A 16,355-nucleotide genomic window follows, 5' to 3' on the forward strand; every position below is an offset into this window, starting at 1 on the left:
GCTAAGCCAGCGTGATCAGGTCCAGGTAATCTTCGTTCCAGTGGTCTTCGATGCCGTCTGGCAGCAGGACGACACGCTCGGGGTTGAGGGCTTCTACTGCCCCTTCGTCGTGACTGACCAGGACGACGGCGCCGCTGTAGTTCTTGAGGGCACCCAGAATTTCGGCGCGGCTGGCCGGGTCCAGGTTGTTGGTGGGCTCGTCCAGGAGCAGGACGTTCGCGCTGGAGGCCACGATGGTGGCCAGCGCAAGGCGCGTCTTCTCGCCGCCGGAGAGCACGCCGGCGGGCTTGTCGACGTCGTCGCCCGAAAACAGGAACGAGCCCAGGATGCCGCGCACCTCTGCGTCCTTCATGTCGGGAGCAGCGGAGCGCATGTTTTCCAGGACGGTACGGTCGACGTCCAGCGTTTCGTGTTCCTGGGCGTAGTAGCCCACCTTCAGGCCGTGTCCGGCGATAACGTCGCCGGTGTCAGGCCTGTCCACCCCGGCCAGCATCCGCAGGAGGGTGGTCTTGCCGGCGCCGTTAAGGCCAAGGATGACCACTTTGGAGCCGCGGTCGATAGCCAGGTCCACGTCGGTGAAGATTTCCAGCGAACCGTAGGACTTGCTGAGGCCTTCGGCCGTGAGCGGCGTCCGGCCGCAGGGCGACGGGTCCGGGAAACGCAGGGCTGCCACCCGGTCCTGCTCGCGGACGGCCTCCAGTCCGCTCAGCAGACGCTCGGCGCGCTTGGCCATGTTCTGTGCGGCGACGGCCTTGGTGGCCTTGGCGCGCATCTTGTTCGCCTGATCGAACAGGACCTGGGCTTTCTTTTCCGCGTTGGCGCGTTCGCGCTTGCGGGCACGTTCGTCGGTTTCGCGCTGCGTGAGGTAGCGCTTCCAGTCCATGTTGTAGAAGTCGATCTGCGCGCGGTTGGCGTCGAGCAGGAAGACCTTGTTGACGGTGGCCTCAAGCAACTCGGTGTCGTGGCTGATCACGATGAGCCCGCCCTGGTGGCTTTTCAGGAAGTCACGGAGCCAGGCGATGGAATCGGCGTCGAGGTGGTTGGTGGGTTCGTCGAGGAGCATGGTCTCGGCGTCGGAGTAGAGAATCCGGGCGAGCTCCACACGGCGCCGCTGGCCACCGGACAGCGTCTTGAGAGGCTGGTTCAGCAGGCGGTCCGGCAGGGCGAGGTTGGAGCAGATTGCCGCTGCCTCGGCTTCGGCTGCGTAACCGCCGGCCGCCAGGAACTCGGACTCGAGCCGGTCATAGCGGTTCATCGCCTTGCGCTGTACCGCAGCATCCTCGCTGGCCATCTCTTCGTGGGCGAGGCGGAGCTTGCCGACGGCGATGTCCAGGCCGCGGACGGACAGGATGCGGTCCCGTGCGAGCTGCTCCATGTCCGGGGTGCGGGGATCCTGGGGCAGGTAGCCGATCTCGCCGGTGCGGGTGACTTTACCGGCGGCAGGGAGGCCCTCCCCCGCGAGCACGCGTGTAAGCGTCGTCTTCCCGGCACCGTTGCGGCCCACCAGGCCGATCTTGTCTCCCTTGTCGATGCGGAAGCTCACCTGGTCCATCAGGAGCCGGGCGCCGGCGCGCAGTTCAAGATCCTGGACAGTAATCACAGCAGGTAAAGCCTTTCACAGCAGGGATAAGCCGCAGCCCAGAGCGTCTGTGGTGGGCGTGGGCGGCAATGGCCGGAGAACGGCCCATCCAAGTCTACCGTCCGCGCCTTCTCCGCAGAACCGCGGCAGAGTGGCAGCCAAGGCGCGCTGATTGCGCCAGCGGCGGCTCCGGCTATGGAAGAACCTCGTAGCGGTCCAGGACCATGCCAAGGATTTCCCAAGCGCCGCAGGTCAAACTTGCACAACATTAGAGCCCCGGTGTTGAGACCACGGGATCAGGGCAAGTAGACCGGCGGAAGAGGCGCGATGTCGCTCACTCCTCCTTTCCGGCCAGCAGGATGACCCTACTCCGCGACTACATGGGAGACGACATGAATTCTCAACCAAACCACTTCACTAATCGAGGCCTAAGCCGCCGCCAGTTCGGCTTGGTGCTGAGTGGTGGCGCTTTCCTGCTGCTGGCCGGCGGTACCTATGGAGTTGCCGGGCGCAATCCGCAGAACACAACCACCAGCGTGGCCACGGGATTTGGATCCCTGGCGATTGTTCAGGCCGGACGCCTTGCCCGGCTCGATGCCCAAGGGCAACCGGCTTTCAAGACCTTGGCGGCCGCTGCTTCGCGCATGAAGTCCGGTGGGGGCATCGGAGGCGGCACGCGAATCCAGCGTGTCAGCACTGCGGGACAGCCCGGCGCCGACGCACATGGCCACGACGCCGGATCGTTGGGTGACCCCGCGGGGCCGGTACCGCTTAACCTCACCTGGGCCGACGTCGTGCTGCTCGAAGTGCAACTTCAGAACGCCGGGGCTGAGCCGGTGCTTTTCAGTCCGGGTCAGCTCCGGTTGAAGCTGGGCTCGTCGGCTGTAACGGTTACTCCGCAGGACTCCGACCGGAATCCCGGGCCGATAGCACCGCACTCCTCGGAGCACCTACTGATCAGTTACCTGGCGCCGCGCGATTCCCCGGAGCTGGAGCTGGACTACTCTGACGAGCAGCAGGACCGGACCTACCGGCTGGCCCTGCCGCCCCTGACCACGAACGAGGCGAAGTCTTAGAAACACTGGACTTCCATACCTACAAGGGTTGCAGCGCGATGGTGGACGGCCTCAGGGTGCTGGCTATCCGCACGGTGGCAGTTACCGCCTCGTGAAGCTTCGGGTTTCATGCAACGCTGGTTGCATGGATCTGGAGGTGTCGCCCGAGCTCACGATTCCCGCGGCTGAACTCGAGTGGCGGTTTTCGCGTTCGTCCGGGCCGGGCGGTCAGCATGTCAACACCTCGGACAGCCGCGTGCAGCTCTCCTGGAACGTCAGGGACTCCGCTGTACTTTCGGGCGGCCAACGGACGGTTCTCATCCGGCGGCTCGGATCCCGTTTCGTCTCCGGAGCGCTTACTGTTACGGCGTCGGAGCACCGCTCCCAACTGCGCAATCGCGAGATCGCCCTGGCCAAGCTAGCCCACCTTGTGGCAGGGGGCCTTGCTCCTGAAGGGCCTGGCCGCCGGGCGACAAAACCCACCCGCGGCTCGAACCGTCGCCGGCTTGCGGCTAAGGAAAGGCGGTCTGCAACGAAGCAGCAACGGAGGCGGCCATCCGCCGAGTAGACACCTGGCATGTTTGCCGTGAAGCCATGATGCCGTGGGCTTAATCTCCCGCGGCATCGTCACCGTCTTGGGACAATGAACTGATGGATTTCAACCGGCTTCTGCAGATACGGCGCATCTACGCGCAGCCGGCTGCGCTGGAGCTTCCCAGGGGCAAGGAGATGGTCGAACGCTGGCCGGACGCCGACGTCGTGCTGGTCGACAATCATTGGAACATCCCCGAGGTGCACGGTGATGAAGCGAACGTTCCGCGCTGGTCCCGGATCAAGACGGAGTCGCTGGTCCTCGGCGTCAAGAAGGCGCTGACCGTCAAGCCCAACGGCAGGTCGGCGGATTTTATTGCCCCCTCCACCGCGAACGGCTGTGCGATGGCATGCGCTTACTGCTACGTGCCCAGGCATAAGGGGTATAGCAACCCGGTGACCGTGTTCGCGAACATCGGCCAGATCGCCGGGGCGCTAGAGCGGCACGTCACCCGCCAGGGCATGAAGCTGGAACCCAACCAGTGCGACCCCGAACTGTGGGTCTATGACATCGGTGAAAACAGCGACTGCTCCGTGGACGCGCTGATCAGCGACAACGTGCAGGATCTCGTCACGCTCTTCCGCGACCTGCCTACTGCCAAACTGTCCTTCGCCACCAAGTACGTGAACCCGGCGATGCTCGGCTGGGACCACGGCGGCCACACCCGGGTCCGCTTTTCGCTGATGCCCGCGGATATGGCTAAATCGATTGACGTCCGGACCTCACCGGTGGCTGAACGCATGGCCGCTATCAACGACTTTGTCGACGCCGGCTACGAGGTGCACGTGAACTTCTCCCCCGTCATCATCACCGACACTTGGCTTTCGGACTGGGAGGGGCTGCTGCGCCAGCTCGATGCCACCCTGACACCGGCCGCAAAGGCCCAGCTCGCGGCTGAAGTCATCTTCCTGACCCACAACGAGCGGCTCCATGAGGTCAACCTTGGGTGGCATCCGCAAGCCGAAAAGGTGCTGTGGCGGCCGGACCTTCAGGAATCGAAGGTCTCGTCCAACGGCTTCACCAACGTCCGCTACCGTTCAGGAAGCAAGGGGCGCTATATGCGGCAACTGACCGCGCTCATTGAGGAGATAGCGCCTTACTGCCGCATCCGCTACGCCTTCTGAAGTCCTGAGGCGGACGACGACGTGGCCCCGCCTTAGCGGGGTTCCTCACGGCCTGCGGTACCGCACCGCCGCTCCCGAATTGGCGCTGTGGCCTCCAGTATTGGGGCGCCATCCCCTGCCCGGGTCCGATGGCAGCGCGCTAAACTGGACCGATCATGATCGGTGCCCGTACCCGTTTTCTGGCCTGGCTCATCGCCCTGGCGGCTTTCCTCGCGGGCTGCGCGCCCTCCATCGGTCTCGATGAGGCCGACACTGAACGTCCCACCAGCGCGTCCCCTGCCCCGCCAGCCGCGGGCGACGTGGCCCGCACCCCCCAATCTGCCCCGGCGCCAGTTACGACACCTTCCCTGGTGCCGCCCCGGCCGTTCGCCTACAACCTCTACCAGAAGGGTGACTTCGTGCCGCAGTACACCTTCGACTGGTGTGTCGCGGCGAGCATCCAGATCGCACACAACCTCATCGACGACACCGGAGGGGGCACGTGGGCCGATTCCGGCCACCAGGGCGAACTGTGGGAAATGGCCCGGGCACGGTCGTCCAACTCGTTCAATGGTGCCAACCCTCTGGGCTGGGCACAGGTGCTGACCGAAGTTGGAATGGGGCCGTACTCCGTGGTCAGCGTCGCTGACTACGACGATGCGCTGCGGACGGCGGCGCGTGCCATCGCTGAGACAGGCCGGCCAGTAGGGCTTGTCATGTGGAGCGGCCGCCACGCGTGGGTGATGAGCGGGTTCGAGTCGCTTGGCGATCCGATGCAGTTCCCGAAGTTCTCGGTCACGGGCATCCGCGTCCTGGATCCGTTGTACCCGCACGGCAGCGGGCGATGGGGTCCATCACCTGCCCCCAACAGCCTGCTAACCCCAAAGCAGTTGGCCACGCAGTTCGTCATCCGGGAGCCGCGGCGCTGGAGCACCGACCTTCCGACCGGTTACATGCTGGTGCTGCCGCGAGCCGAGGCCTGATCCTCGGCTTCGAGGGTGCTGGACTTCACCGCACCAAGACGGGACTTCTATCGATGGCCGCCGCTGCAGCACTTGCCCTCGGCCTTGCTCCCGGAACTGCTGTGGCCCATGGAGGGTCCGGGCACGGCGCCTCGGACTCGTTTACATGCCCAACAAGTATGGGCGGTACAAGCTGGTAGCCGCTGAATTTGTATCGACGGCGGCCAAGCGGCCTTCGATCGCTGGCATCAAATCCGAAAACGGGCCGTTCCCCGGCTCCTTCGCGCTCCACGCGTGGGTGTGGAAGGACAACCCGAACAGTATGTTCGCTGCCTACAACCCGGACCTGCGCTGCCCGAAGTAGGGCACGCCCTCAGGGACTTCCCTCAGCATAAAAAGCCTTGCACTTGTTTTTGCAACCCATGGTCGAGGCAGTATTTCCCTGCCTGCGGGCTATGCGGCCCTCAGTTTCTCTTGAGTTCCTCGGCGAGCATCACAAGGATACCGCTGGGACCGCGGACATAAGTGAGCTTGTAGACGTCCTGATAGGTGGCCACGCCCCGAAGCGGATGGCAGCCGTGCCTCGCGGCTATCTCCAATGCTTGGTCCAGGTCATCGACGGAGAAGGCTACGCGGTGCATGCCGATCTCGTTAGGACGAGTGGGCTCCGACTCGATCGCTTCGGGGTGAATGTACTCGAAGAGCTCAAGGCGACCGTGACCGTCAGGCGTTTGGAGCATAACTACTTTGGCGTGGTTGCCGTCCAGGCCGACGGCGGTGTCGGTCCATTCACCACTGACCGTGTCACGGCCGACGACTGTGAGACCGAGGTCGGTGAAAAAGGAGATCGTTGCTTCAAGGTCGCGAACGGCGATGCCGACGTTCTCTAATTTGATGGCCATGCGCTGCACGTTACCGAGCCAGGCCGAATACCTCCAGTAGCGGTCAAGCCGACGCCCGGGCCCTTCGGGGCCCGGGCGTCGGCTGGCAAGCGGACTAGCTGATGGCACTCATGGTGTTCCAGCCGGCGCCGGCTGAGACCCGCGTCGGGAAGACTCCGGCACCGTTGCCCAGGTAGGACCAGAGCGTGCCGCGCGAGTCCCTGGCGACCAGGTCAGTCCGGCCGTCGCCGTTCAGGTCACCTGCACCGCTGATGGCCGTCATGGTGTTCCAGCCGGCACCGACGCGGATCCGGTTCGGGAAGATTCCGGCACCGTTGCCCAGGTAGGACCACAGCACACCGCTCGAATCCCTGGCCAACAGGTCAGCCCGGCCGTCGCCGTTCAGGTCCCGGGAGGCGCTGATGGCATTCATGGTGTTCCAGCCGGCACCGACCCGGATCCGGTTCGGAAAGATTCCGGCACCGTTGCCCAGGTAGGACCACAGCACACCGCTCGAATCCCTGGCCAACAGATCGGCCCGGCCATCACCGTTCACATCGCCTGAGGCACTCAGGGCATTCATGGTGTTCCAGCCGGCACCGACCCGGATCCGGTTCGGGAAGATTCCGGCACCGTTGCCCAGGTAGGACCACAGCACACCGCTCGAATCCCTGGCCAACAGGTCGGCCCGGCCATCACCATTCACGTCGCCGGAGGAGCTGATGGCGTTCATGACGTTCCAGCCACCGCCAGCCCGGACACGCGTCGGGAATTGTCCGGCTGCGTTGCCCATGTAGGTCCAAAGCACTCCGCTCGAGTCCCTGGCCAGCAGGTCCGTCTTGCCGTCACCGTTGAAGTCCCGGAGCGCGGTCGGGACGCCCACAACGTTGGCTGCCGTTACCGGCGCCGACGTCTGGGATGCCGTAGCGTAGCCGGCCTTGGAACCGGTGACCCGGACGGTGATGGCCTTGCCTGCGTCGCCAGCTTGCAGGGTGTATGTGGCCGCCGTTGCTCCGCCGATGGCAGTGCCGTTGCCGAACCACTGGTAGCTGTACGTCACCGGCGCTGGCCCCCAGACTCCAGTGTTGGCGCTCAGCACGCCCCCGACGACGGCTGCTCCCGTGATGGTCGGGACAGCTGTTACCAGCACCGGCACGGCAGGAGTGACCGCGTTGGAAACTGCAGCCGGGCTGGAACCATGGCCGTTCGTTGCCGTGACCTCGAAGCGGACCTGAACGCCGTTCGTCAATCCGGTGACCACCAGGCTGGTGGCGTCGCCTGCTGCTGTGCGAAGCTCACCGACCTGGGCTCCGGTAGCCACATTGATTACCTTGACCGAGAACTCCTCCGTGATCCCGCCGGCCTCAGCAGCGCTGAAGTTCACCGTTGCCTGGGCGTCACCGGTCACGGCCGTCACACCGGTGGGTGCGTTGGGCGCGATGGAGTCGGCGAAAACCAGGGTTTCGATGTTCCGGAGGGTGTCCGTTCCGTCTGGGCCGGCGTTGTTGTGGGTCACCGTGGTTACCCCGTTCCCTTCCGTGACGGTGTAGTTCACCTCGATGTCGGAGAACACGGCCTTGTCCGTTCCACCACTGGTGGAGAGGATTTCCCTCACTGCCTCGATGTTGCCAGGGTCGACCTTGCCGGCGTAAACGTCCGCCTGGAGGGTGGCCCCGGTCAGGGCACCGGCCTCGTTCTTCAGGTACTGCGCGGTCATGCCCGTGGCACTGCCAATCACTTCGCCGGCGTCGTTCTTGACGCTGAGCCGGACATTCAGGTAGCGGTCACCATCGATGATGTCGTTGCCTCCACGGCCTTCGATGATGTCACTGCCGCCGCCGCCGAGGAGGATGTTGCCGTCGGCCCAAGCCATAGCGTTCTCCGAGGAGTCCAGAATCGGGCAGTCCTTGGAGGCCGACGCGGCAATAACGTCCGCGATGCGGGTGGTCCGCGCTTCTGCCGGGATCAGGTCGCTGAGGCCGGATATGCGGTCTACACCGTGCACATCCAGGACGTTGCAGCCGATAAAGCCTTCGCCCCCACCTTGGCTCGGGATGGTGTCGTCGCCCCGGAGCTTGTCATTCAGGGGGCCTCCGGAGAGCGCCTCCACTTCGTTGTAGCGGTCGCGGACGCCTATCTGTAGGACATCCAGGGGCAGGATCTGCAGGCTGAGGTCGGCGTCCTGCGGCTGGGGATCGTGCAGGCCAATTTCCCAGTCGTAACCGGAACCACCGGCCACCTTTTCGATGCCCGGGCCTGCGAGTCCGATGTCGTCCCCGCCTTCCATGTCGTAATCATCGTCACCGCCCTGGCCGATCAGGATGTCATGGCCCGGCTTTTCCGAATCGTCGAGGAAGAACAGGTTGCTGGAGTCACCGATCAGCAGATCGGGGCTTTCGCCGCCTTCCATCCAGTCATCGCCGCCGCCGGCGATGACTGCGTCCTGCCCCTTGCCGGCAATGGCGAAGTCATTGCCTTCACCGGCGAAGGTTTCATTGTCGTTCTCCCCGCCGTTGGTGAAGTCACTGCCGTCACCGCCCATCAGGATGTCCAGGCCCGGGCCGCCGTCGATCGCGTCGTTGCCCGGGCCGCCCTTGTGGATGTCGTCGCCGGCAAAGTCGGTGATGATGTCGCTGCCTTCGCCGCCGAGCGCGACGTCGGCCCCGTCGCCGCCCTCGATGATATCGTTGCCCTCACCACCCCAGAAGGTGTCATTGTCGACGCCTCCGTAGATGCGGTCGGCTCCTGCGGTGCCGTTGTAAACTCCTTGGCCGTTGATGCCGGCGGGGTCCTCGGTGTTTGAGGCGCGGTACTTGATCGTGCCGTCGGGCATGCGGATAAGAAGCGCGGTTTCGTTGCACTCCGAGTCCGCGTCATCCGCCACGGTATTGCCGGAGAGCGTAAAACCATCCCGGGTGCCGGCCAGGTTCTTCAGTTCGAACTTGCAGTCGGCGGTGGCGAAGGCGTCGGCCTTCAGCGCCTGGGCGTTGGTGTTGCGCATTACCAGTTCAGCGAAGGAGTTGCCTTCCAGCTGTGCCCGCAGGTTCATGCCAGGGGTACGCGCCAAGTAGTACAGACGGTCCCCGTTCTGCAGTTCAGTCATCTGCTTCTCGAACACGTAGTTGAACGTGCTGCCCAGCAGCCCGCCGAAGAGGTTGGTCCGCTCTGCCAGGCCGCCGACCCAAAGGTCGACGTCTTCAAGGCCCGTCCTTGTCGATCCTTCTGCATCTGCCCATGTTTCACCGATACCGTTCATGAACGCTGCAGCGTCCTCAGGTGGAACATCCCCTGCGATGGTATCCGGGTTGACGATGGCGCGGGCAGCTGCGCGCTTGGCTGCCAGCGTGGATGCCTGCGTGATGGTGGGGTGCTTGCCGTAGGCCGCCACGAAGTTGATCAGGGACTGGGGGTGCTTGAGGTTCTCCCCGAAATCGATCCAGTTCACGTAGGGCTTGAGCTGGCCGTCGTTGGTGGCCTCGTGGATTTCCTTACGCAGCGCGTTCAGCCTGGGGATGCCTTCAGAGCGGGCGCGTGTGATGTTGATTGCGGCGAGGTCGAGGGGGAGGCCCAGCAGGTTGTTCCGCAGGGTTTCCGTGACGTATTCGTCCAGTTCGTTGCCGGCCTGGTCCGACATGCCCATGACGACGCTGCCCGCAGCCTGCTCAGGGGTCAGCTTGCCGGCATCGCCGCCGTCAAAGTAGGCCGGCGGATTCAGGAAACCCTCCAGCAGTGAAATGTCATTCACCGAACCGGCGATGTCATCCGAGGTCCCGTAGGTCCCGTCGGTTCCGGGTTTGTGTTCGTTGCGCCGGGAGATGGTCTCGGTGAGCATCGAGTGGCCGAACCGGTAGACGGCGTGGGCAAACTCGGCCGTGACGGCCGGGTTGATATCGGTTTCGGTGAAGGCGAATGGCTGGAACGGGTTGATGGCCGGCTGTACCTTGCGGGCGAAGTCCTCGAACACAATGTGCTGGTACTCCATCTCCGTGATGAAGCGGGCTGCCTGGAAGATGCGCTCCCCGTAGTCGAACGTGGACCCGCTGACCGCCTCATAGCTGGCGCGAAGTGCCGCATTCTCCGGCTTCGCCAGCGTGGCTTTGACGTCATCGACAAGCCGGTCATGCTCTGAATGGAACACCTGGTGAATGGCAGTCAGGCCGATGTTTTCGTTGACACGCCCGTCACCGGCAATGAAGTGGGCGTTGAGCATCTCGTCGTCGTACGTACCAGCGGGCTGGCTGGCAAAGTCAGCCGAGGCCGTCGTATCCTCGTCCGGCTGCGGGGCAACAGGCGGGGTGTCCGGCCGGTGGTCTGTGTCCTTGGCCGACGGGTCGGCATTGTGCGCGATATCGGTCAGGAACGGGGTATTGAAGTAACGCACGTTTGCCGGCACAAGGGTCCCCGCGCCTCCGTTGGCAGCCGGGTCGATTTCCACTTCCCCTGTTGCCGTTACGAACTTCGGGAAACCGTTGGCTCCCGGAATGAAATTTCCGTAAAGGTCGACGGCCAGCATTGGGACGTTCAGGACGTCCTTGTCCAACAGTTGGATGCCGAGCAGCTCGCGCGCCTGCTTTTTCGTGGATTCCCACGTGGCCATGCCGCTTGCTTCCGGCGTGCCGGGCATGCCCCCGAGCATCTTGCCGGTGGACACGGGCTGGCCGGCAGCGTTCTTGGCGTATTCGCGCAGGAAGACCTGGTGGGAGGCGTGCGAGGTGTAGGTCTGGCTCTGATCCACCCATGGGGAGTCCGTGTTCAGGGCGTCCTGCACGTCGTCGCTGGTGTCGTTCGGAGTGCCGTTGTCCTGGTTCTGGCCGCGGGTGAGGACCATGAAGCGGAGCTGAGGGGGAAGGTTATCGGCCGTAGTGGCGATGTTGTGGTCCGGCCCGGCGATCAACGGATCATCGGCCTTCAGTGGTACGTAAACCGTTCCTCCTCCCTTCACCGTTTGGTCGATGCCGTGGTCGAAGAACTGTCCGAACAGGGTGAACATCGAGTTGTAGGGTGGCGACAAACCGACGTCGGTGGTGACGTTGGGGATAAAGAGCGTGCTGTGGGACGGGACGCAACCGGCCGGAGCAGCTGCCACCGGCGGTTCTGCGAGCGGATCGGGGTCCGTGGTGCACGGCTTGACACCTTCATTGCCCTGAGTGCGCACGGGATTGCCGGCAGCCGAAACGGCGGCCGGGTTGGTCGACGTCTGGTCCACGATGAGGTTGCTGATGACGCGCGGCTGGGAATCGAAGACGTCCCCGGATTTCTGGGAGTAGCTCGTGTCCACCGCGGTTCCGCGCGGATTGGCAGTGCCGCTTTCAGCGTCGCGGAACGACTTGGAGGTCAGCCGCGGAAATACCAGGTCGGCGGCGCCGAAGGTTTCCTGGCCGGGCTGGAGGTTATTGCAGCTCCCGTCCACGGTCCGGAGACCGAACGACAGCAGGGGGCTGGCCAGCTGGTTCGGGCCGGTGCCCACGAGGGCGCCGCAGGGTCCGGTTTCCGACGTCGTGTTCACGACGTGGGCCTCGGCAATTTTGATCTGTTTCAGGATGAAGGACAGATCCGCAGGGGTTACGGTGAATCCGGCGCCGACAGGTGCCTGTACCGCGTTGGCCGCCACCACAGGCAATCCCATCGCCGCGGGGATCACAAGAGTGGTTGCCGCCGCAACCACCCTGAAGGAAACCGGCTGCTGGCGTCGTTTGTCGCGTCGCAGCCGCCGGTTCAAAGGCACATCCGTGAGGGCTGCGGATCGACTTTGATCCGCGCCGCCGTCTGACTTCCAGCCAAAGAGTTTCAAGGCACACCTACCGCTAGGAGGGGGAGAGAACGGTGCCATCGTCGGATGGGAGCCTCGTAAAAACCTTGTACCAGCACATGGCTGGCGCGTGAAGCACCCAAACCGGGGTCCCAATCGAACGATCTATGCACAAGGCGTGGCGCTCCCAGTCGGAGCGACAGTCGCGCAGTGGACGGTCCAAGACTGGTATCGTTATGTGTTCGTAACAATCCCGACTGAATTGCGTGTGAGTATATGCCTGCGGAATCCGCTAATGACGACAAGCCAAAACAGTTCCTTGGGCTAAGTGGCACCCAGACTATTGGCTCGGCCTTGGCCGCGGTGACCTCCGCCTTGGTTGGGTCCTTTCTCGGCGTCGCCGGAACACTCATCGGCGCCGCCCTCGGCTCTATTGTTGCCACGGTAGGCGCCGCTCTTTATGCCCGAACACTGAGTTCAGCCGCCACCATGGCACTCACTAAAATCCCTCAGCGAGGCAGGCAGGGCCGGCAAGCTGACGACGGCGACGTGCTCGCCGCCGTCGCTCCGGCCGGGAGTGGCGAACCTCAAGCCAAACCTGCGGGTAAGCGGCTCACCCCCAGGACCTGGATCAAGGTCGGGGCAGTCAGTGCTGCCGCATTCGTTCTCGCGATGGTCAGTCTCACCGCGGTCGAATTCGGCACCAATCAGCCCATCTCCAGCCTTGTCTCCTCGACGTCGAGCATCGACGACGGTGCGACCGAGCGCACGACCACACTCGGTACAGCATTGAGCGGCAATACGACTGTCCCCGGCGAGACAGACACCTCGACTGAAAACGTGGGGCAAGTCCCCGGGCAAGTCGAGAACAGCCCGCATGAAGAAGGTGGCCTGACAACGGACGACATCTCCGGCAGCGGGGACAGCGGCTCGATCGGAACCGAAGAGCCGGGAGCGAACGAATCAGGCGACACCCTGCCAGCGGACCCCGCCCCCGAAACCGAACAGGGCCTGGTGCCTGCCCCCGGGACCGAACCGACCTCGGAATCTGAAATCTTTTCGGATCCGGGATCGGCCGAAGAAACCACACCGTGAGGGCAAAGACGGGGACACTGGCCGGATAGAAAGCTCCGTCCAATCGCCGCCCCCTATGGCAGCCCGAGCGGGCTGGCAGCCAACTGCGAAGCCTCCCGCGTTCCCGTTAAGACTCAACGCCAGGCATCTTTTTCGGAACAGCCATAGGTCTGTCGGGACGATTCACACGGATCTAGAATGGAGCAGTCCGCGATGCTCATGGGGCGGCGCTGCTGAGCGGACTACCGAAGTGCGGGTACATGTCGGGAAGGGCCAGCCATGGGCAGTGCGTCGGGGAAACCGAATCAGGCGCTATCCGAAGGGGCCCCGGGGAGCCCCCTCCCCGCCCCGCGGATTCTCGCCCGCACCGGATTCGTCGTCATTGGCCTGGTCCACATCCTGACTCCCTCCATCGCCCCAAAGCCTGGTGGTCCCATCCTCAGGACGGGCTGCAGCATGAACCGCGCGGCACCTCTGGTGCTCAGCGAAGCCCCTGTCGAGGCCGTACGATAGCCCGCTTTGAAGCAGAAGCTGGAAAAGGGAAGGAGGCGGGTTATTCAGGAGACCCGGGACAGAGCTGTATTTCAGTGCCAGGCAGGTCGAGGTGACCCGCGGAAATTCGTCGACTTTATCGAATCACGCGGCAAGAGGAACCGGTCGCGGATCCTGAAGCCGGGGGAACCCCCGATACCGGGAATGCCTGCCCCCGGGCGCAAGCTAAAGAGGAGAATGCCATGACCACAGCACGTGAAATTATGACCGGCGGCGTTGAATGCATCGGTGAAAAGGAGACTTTGGAGGCAGCGGCACGGAAGATGAAAGACCTAGACGTCGGCGCCCTGCCTATTTGTGGAGAGGACAACCGCCTCAAGGGCATGATCACGGACCGGGACATCGTCATCAAGTGCTTTGCGGAGGGCGGAGATCCACGTACGGCGAAGGCCGGGGATTTTGGCCAGGGCAAGCCGGTGACAATAGGCGCCGACGATTCCATCGAAGAAGCGATCAGGGTAATGGGAGAACATCAGGTGCGCCGGTTGCCGGTCATTGACGGCCATGACCTGGTGGGGATACTTACCCAAGCGGACGTCGCTCGCCACTACCCGGAGGACAGGGTGGGGGAACTTGTCGAACTCATCTCCTTCTACTGACGCGTCGAGGGTTGTTCCCGGTAGCGTTTGACCCCGGAAAGCCCGCCGGCCCCCAACGGTGGGCTTTCTTTGTGCCCACCCCTCAGCGGCCGGTGTCGCCTTTAGTAGGGCATCTACAAAATAGCGGCACGCGACCGCCAGTAACGTCGGCAGTACATTAGATTCCGCTTGTACAACCCCGACAGGACCACCATGAGCAACACCGACACTGCCGTCAAAAACTCCAACCCCAGCCGGCGCCGCCGCTGGAACGCCACCGACCTTGGGCTGATCGCCGTTTTCGCTGCCCTCGTCGCGGGCGCCGCGCTCGTGCCCGGACTGGCCGTCAACGGCTTCGGCGTCCCCATCACCTTCCAGACCCTTGCCGTGATGCTCACCGGGCTGGTCCTTGGCCCGGGACGCGGCTTCGCCGCCGTCGGACTCTACGTCCTCCTTGGCCTCGCCGGCTTACCCATCTTCAGCCAGGGCCGCAGCGGCTTGGGCATCCTTGCAGGCCCCTCCGCCGGGTACATCATCGCCTTCCCCATCGCCGCGCTGGTGGTCGGATGGCTGGCCACCGTGGTGATTCGCAGGACCACCAAAACCCGCGCCCTGTGGCTGTTCCTGTCCGCCACCATCACCAGCGTTGTGTTCGTGCACTCACTCGGCATCGCCGGGATCGTCCTGAACACCAAGGCCACCCTCGAACAGGCCTTCCTGAGCGATGTCGTCTTCTACCCGGGCGACGTGGTCAAGAACATCCTCGCGGCGGTTATCGCCGTCGCCCTCCACCGCGCCTTCCCGGACATCCTGGTCCGCCGCGTGCGGCGGAGCGTGCCCCGGTTCACGAAGGCCTGAGGCGAACACCGATGCCCGTAGTCACCTTTGACCAGGTAACAGTCGCAGTCGAAACGGACCACAGCCCGGAGCCGAAGGTCCTTCTTGACGCACTCAACCTCAAGCTCAAGGAACGCCGCGTTGGTGTTATCGGCGCCAATGGCTCCGGGAAGTCCACGCTGCTGCGCCTGCTCAACGGCCTCGTGCAGCCCACGGCGGGCACGGTCTCGGTCGACGGCGACGATACAGTCCGTGCCGTCCGGAACGTCCGCAGGAACGTCGGCTTTGTCTTCACCGATCCACTGTCCCAGCTGGTGATGCCCACGGGACGGGAGGACGTGGAACTGTCACTGCGCCGCTCCATCAAGAACGGCGCGGAGCGGCGCAGGGCGGCCGAGACCGCCTTGGAGCGGCTGGGGCTTCTGCGCCTCGCAGACCAGAGCATCTACGAATTGTCCGGCGGTGAACGCCAGCTGATGGCGCTCGCCGCCGTACTCGCAGTGGACCCCGCCGTACTGGTGCTGGATGAGCCGTCCACCCTCCTGGACCTCCGCAACCGGGAACTCCTTCGCAGAACTCTGTCCGGACTGGAACAGCAGATCATCATGTCCACCCACGACCTCGACCTCGCCCTGGAGATGGACCGGGTATTGGTCATCGAAGACGGAAAGGTCGCGTTCGACGGCGGCCCGGCGGAGGCTGTGGCGGCGTACCGTGCCCTGTGCACAGACGGCCTGCAGGCCCAGGGACCGGGCAGCCGATGAGGGGCCACGGCTTTCTCCTGGCCAACTACGTGCCGGGGAATTCCTTTATCCACCGGTCACCGCTGGCGCTGAAGTTCCTCCTGGTGTTCGGCTGCGGCCTAGCATCGTTCATTATCCAGGACTGGCGTATTTCCGGCGCGGTACTGGCAGGGCTCGTTGGCCTCTTCCTGCTGACGGGCGCCGGACTCAAACGGCTCTGGAGCGCCGTCCGCCCGCTCGCCGCCGTCCTGCTGGTGATCGGGCTCTTCCAGTGGTGGCAGCTGGGCGCACCCATTGCGGCCCGGATCGTCCTGAACATCCTCGTATGCGTGGTGGCGGCGTCGCTGCTGACCGCCACCACCCCGGTGCAGGCGCTCCTGGACGGAGTGGTCAAAGCGGTGGGTCCGTTCAAGAGGTTCGGTGCGGATCCCGAGCGGTTCGCCCTCACCATCGCCATCATGCTTCGGAGCATCCCCTACATCGCCGGCACGTTCGCCGACGTCCGGGATTCGGCCCGGGCAAGAGGGCTGGAGCGCAATCCGCGCGCCCTGATCCTGCCGGTCTTCATCACTTCCGTGGCCTTCGCCCGGCAGACAGGTGAGGCGCTCGCCGCCCGCGGTCTGGGCGAAGCCGAGGACTAAAACCCGACG

General features: G+C 64.2%; 13 protein-coding genes. 10 read left to right on the top strand and 3 right to left on the bottom strand.

All coding sequences use genetic code 11. The annotated features are described in order from the left end of the window. Nucleotide 1: 1 nt before the first annotated feature. Nucleotides 2–1,600 carry an ABC-F family ATP-binding cassette domain-containing protein gene (locus QFZ70_RS09365; protein WP_307095112.1) on the bottom strand — a complete coding sequence of 533 codons (1,599 nt, stop codon included), beginning with the start codon at nucleotides 1,598–1,600 and terminating at the stop codon, nucleotides 2–4. A 371-nt stretch (nucleotides 1,601–1,971) separates the two neighbouring features. On the opposite strand from QFZ70_RS09365, the gene QFZ70_RS09370 reads away from it, so the two are divergent. The 5 genes from QFZ70_RS09370 to QFZ70_RS09390 all read left to right on the top strand — a co-directional run bounded on the left by QFZ70_RS09370 (nucleotide 1,972) and on the right by QFZ70_RS09390 (nucleotide 5,655). Continuing rightward, nucleotides 1,972–2,655, top strand: coding sequence for a hypothetical protein (locus QFZ70_RS09370; protein WP_307095114.1), 684 nt, complete (start codon nucleotides 1,972–1,974; stop codon nucleotides 2,653–2,655). A gap of 124 nt (nucleotides 2,656–2,779) precedes the next feature. Next, complete coding sequence (arfB, locus tag QFZ70_RS09375; RefSeq protein WP_307095116.1) at nucleotides 2,780–3,202, top strand: alternative ribosome rescue aminoacyl-tRNA hydrolase ArfB; 423 nt, start codon at nucleotides 2,780–2,782, stop codon at nucleotides 3,200–3,202. Nucleotides 3,203–3,285: 83 nt separating this feature from the next. Beyond that, nucleotides 3,286–4,350: a spore photoproduct lyase family protein gene (locus QFZ70_RS09380; RefSeq protein ID WP_307095118.1), complete on the top strand. Its 1,065-nt coding sequence runs from the start codon at nucleotides 3,286–3,288 to the stop codon at nucleotides 4,348–4,350. A gap of 155 nt (nucleotides 4,351–4,505) precedes the next feature. After that, complete coding sequence (locus tag QFZ70_RS09385; protein WP_307095119.1) at nucleotides 4,506–5,312, top strand: hypothetical protein; 807 nt, start codon at nucleotides 4,506–4,508, stop codon at nucleotides 5,310–5,312. Between the two features lie 145 nt (nucleotides 5,313–5,457). Continuing rightward, on the top strand, nucleotides 5,458–5,655 hold the full coding sequence (locus tag QFZ70_RS09390) for a hypothetical protein (protein WP_307095120.1): 198 nt from the start codon (nucleotides 5,458–5,460) through the stop codon (nucleotides 5,653–5,655). A 100-nt stretch (nucleotides 5,656–5,755) separates the two neighbouring features. On the opposite strand, the gene QFZ70_RS09395 is transcribed toward QFZ70_RS09390, so the two are convergent. Both QFZ70_RS09395 and QFZ70_RS09400 read right to left on the bottom strand, forming a co-directional pair. Continuing rightward, complete coding sequence (locus tag QFZ70_RS09395) at nucleotides 5,756–6,193, bottom strand: VOC family protein (RefSeq protein ID WP_307095121.1); 438 nt, start codon at nucleotides 6,191–6,193, stop codon at nucleotides 5,756–5,758. 94 nt (nucleotides 6,194–6,287) lie between these two features. Continuing rightward, on the bottom strand, nucleotides 6,288–11,891 hold the full coding sequence (locus QFZ70_RS09400) for a peroxidase family protein (RefSeq protein WP_307095122.1): 5,604 nt from the start codon (nucleotides 11,889–11,891) through the stop codon (nucleotides 6,288–6,290). 306 nt (nucleotides 11,892–12,197) lie between these two features. Between QFZ70_RS09400 and QFZ70_RS09405 the strand changes: the two genes are divergently transcribed. The 5 genes from QFZ70_RS09405 to QFZ70_RS09425 all read left to right on the top strand — a co-directional run bounded on the left by QFZ70_RS09405 (nucleotide 12,198) and on the right by QFZ70_RS09425 (nucleotide 16,346). Then, nucleotides 12,198–13,016 carry a hypothetical protein gene (locus QFZ70_RS09405; protein ID WP_307095124.1) on the top strand — a complete coding sequence of 273 codons (819 nt, stop codon included), beginning with the start codon at nucleotides 12,198–12,200 and terminating at the stop codon, nucleotides 13,014–13,016. A 713-nt stretch (nucleotides 13,017–13,729) separates the two neighbouring features. Continuing rightward, nucleotides 13,730–14,146, top strand: coding sequence for a CBS domain-containing protein (locus QFZ70_RS09410; RefSeq protein WP_307095126.1), 417 nt, complete (start codon nucleotides 13,730–13,732; stop codon nucleotides 14,144–14,146). Nucleotides 14,147–14,338: 192 nt separating this feature from the next. After that, nucleotides 14,339–14,983 (top strand): biotin transporter BioY, encoded by a 645-nt coding sequence (locus QFZ70_RS09415; RefSeq protein WP_307095128.1) that lies wholly within the window; start codon nucleotides 14,339–14,341, stop codon nucleotides 14,981–14,983. An 11-nt stretch (nucleotides 14,984–14,994) separates the two neighbouring features. Beyond that, nucleotides 14,995–15,726, top strand: a complete 732-nt coding sequence (locus QFZ70_RS09420; RefSeq protein ID WP_307095129.1) for an energy-coupling factor ABC transporter ATP-binding protein — start codon at nucleotides 14,995–14,997, stop codon at nucleotides 15,724–15,726. Beyond that, nucleotides 15,723–16,346, top strand: a complete 624-nt coding sequence (locus QFZ70_RS09425; RefSeq protein WP_307095132.1) for an energy-coupling factor transporter transmembrane protein EcfT — start codon at nucleotides 15,723–15,725, stop codon at nucleotides 16,344–16,346. Before QFZ70_RS09420 ends, QFZ70_RS09425 begins: the two co-directional genes overlap by 4 nt. Nucleotides 16,347–16,355 lie beyond the last annotated feature (9 nt).

Origin of the sequence: Arthrobacter sp. V1I9, assembly GCF_030817075.1 — a bacterium.
GTDB lineage: Bacteria > Actinomycetota > Actinomycetes > Actinomycetales > Micrococcaceae > Arthrobacter.